This is a genomic window from Wolbachia endosymbiont of Cylisticus convexus (assembly GCF_003344345.1).
Map to the genome: position 1 here is coordinate 1 of NZ_QPIP01000169.1, position 2,430 is coordinate 2,430.

1 protein-coding gene and 2 pseudogenes are annotated in these 2,430 nt (G+C 33.9%); all 3 read right to left on the reverse strand.

The window, feature by feature from the left end:
* Positions 1-515 precede the first annotated feature (515 nt).
* Entirely contained in the window at positions 516-1,535 is a 1,020-nt protein-coding gene (locus Wcon_RS09795) for an IS110 family RNA-guided transposase (RefSeq protein WP_114517104.1), read from the reverse strand.
* A gap of 178 nt (positions 1,536-1,713) precedes the next feature.
* A pseudogene (locus Wcon_RS09800) lies at positions 1,714-2,172 on the reverse strand (hypothetical protein); the annotation flags it as partial.
* Positions 2,173-2,273: 101 nt separating this feature from the next.
* A pseudogene (locus tag Wcon_RS12650) lies at positions 2,274-2,381 on the reverse strand (JAB domain-containing protein); the annotation flags it as partial.
* Between the last annotated feature and the right edge of the window lie 49 nt (positions 2,382-2,430).

The window sequence follows — 2,430 nt, forward strand, 5'->3', positions numbered from 1 at the left end:
AAGTTCTCTAATTGCATAAAAGTCAACAATAATTTTTTGTATCATGAAAAATATTTTTTGATGTAAAATTCAGCTCTAATACAACCTTTTATTTATTATTGTATTATCTTATTCAATCAAAAGAGGTTTTATTGGCAATAAAAACATCAACACTAATTTCCAATTAATCTCTTTTAAACTATGTAGCCAATGAATATGTGGATAAATACGTCCACACAAACTTAAAGTATTTATCCACATATTCATTAAGCTTATAAAAACTAAGGTATCATTCTTTTCCTCTATAGTCTTAATGATTTTACATAAGTTAAAAGTAGCATGCTTCCATTGTTCTCTCCGCGGTCTAATATGGCTAATTTATATTGTAGCCAAGCCGCACTATACTTGTAGGCGGAAGTGGACGGCAACATGTACGCCACGAAGTCTATGCTTCAACTTATCCTCTTGCTTATCCCTTCCATCGGCATTGCTATCTTTACTTTCAGTAAAATTATTGTTTTATACTTCTTTAGTGTTTATTGATAGCAAAACTCTTTTCTATCGATTAGCATCTTGTGCATAATCACGGCTAATTTTCTTGCTACTGCAACAATTGCTTTTTTCATGCCCTTTTTCTTTTTAAGCTTCAATCCCCAGCTTCTTAATTTAAATGTCCTTTTACATTTTACCAGTAAGACCTGCGCGGCTTCATATAACATATTCCTACAGTCCACTGGTCCCATTTTTGATATACTTCCGTGTCGATCAATCTCACCAGAAGCGTACTGTCTTGGACTTAATCCCATATAGGCTCCAACTGTATAAGATGTTTCAAACCTATGCAGATCATCTATTGCAGCTTTATATGTCATTGCTACTATAATACCAACTCCTGGAACAGTAGTTAATAATTTACAATCCTCATCTTTTTTGCTTTGTTCTGAGAGCATTTTATCAAGTTTTCTTGTTGATTCTTCTATTATTTCTAAACTATGTACTAATGATTCAATTGAGGTTTGGCTAATTTCATCTAGATTATTAACCATTTCTTGCACTTTTAAAGCAAAGTTTGCAGAACTAAGACGTTGATTAACTTTTATCCCGTATATTTTCAGTAATCCCCTTATTGTTCCCGCAATTTGCTCTCTGCAACGTATTAATTGTCTTCTGCTTCCAAGTATTATTTTAACCTGACAAGCTTCGTCTGATTTTACTAATACCTCCTTAAATAGCCCAACTCTCATCATTTGTGCTATGCCTCTTGCATCATTTTTATCATTCTTATTGATTCTCGCAGATAATGCTGCTGCCATATGCCTTGCATCTACACAAGTTACTGGTAATCCAAGATTCCTCAACTCTTTGCACATCGATATTGATAATTGCCCGCTTTCTATTCCTATGGACTCGTATTTTTTGTTTTGACCAAGCAGAAACTCAGCTATTGCACTGCTTTCACTTGCAACAACCCCTTCTTTAACAATTTTTCCTTTCTCATCAATGATACTAATAAAAGTTTCTTTGAGTGAGACATCTAACCCGCTATAATGTTTCATGAGACTACTCCTACTGTAAAAGTTTAAATTATTCTTGAAGAACTAATTCATTGAATTTGTTACTTCGTGCTAAAATAATGGAGTATGTCTCTCCATCATTCAATAGCAATTACAGTATGTACGCCCACACAAATTTAAAGTACTTATTCACAGCTACATCAATTTTTCTATTGACTTTTAACACAACTGCTGCAAAACTCCATTCACCATCATTACATGCATTTAGCCTTGTTCCAACAGCTAGTGCTTCGTCTACAGCCTTGTGCAGTTCATTTACGCTTTTTGCTCTTACCACAGCACTTTTAAACCAGCTTAACTTTTCTGCACTTGGCTTTATTTTTTGCAAAGCTGAAGCAAATGGATTTGGATAATCTGCTTGATTACTCAAAGGTTTTGTGCCATATATGTAGTCGAGCCCTTTTCCGTAGTTGATTTGAACGTCTCTATTAGGGGAGGGCACTGCTCCAACCTTTTTAGCCTTATTAATTTTGCTTACAAAAGTGGACTGCTGGTTAGCACGCCCAATTCCTATAATAGCATTTAGCATCTCACCTTTTGATAATTTATCAAGATCAACGTTTAACTCGTAGATGCCTCCTTCCTTATCACCAAAAGGTACGATTATTTTATTACTCATACAATTACCTCCACTATTAAAAATACTTTTTAAGTGTACAATTGTTATACACTTTACTACTCAGTATAAATTATAGTGAGTAGATTTGCAAATACTTTCTGCTATAACAATCCGTTTTCTCTAAAGCTAAAATAGCCCGCACTTGTAATGATAATATGATCAAATAATCTAACGCTTACAGTACTACATGCTGCTGCTAAGGGGAATGTTCAAAAAAGTGTGTCAAACCGAAAAAAAGTAATAAATTGATATAAAAAA

What these genes read in the sequence shown, in the direction of transcription:
- Wcon_RS09795 (WP_114517104.1), bottom strand. Translation starts at nt 1,535, where the DNA reads ATGAAACATTATAGCGGGTTAGATGTCTCACTCAAAGAAACTTTTATT.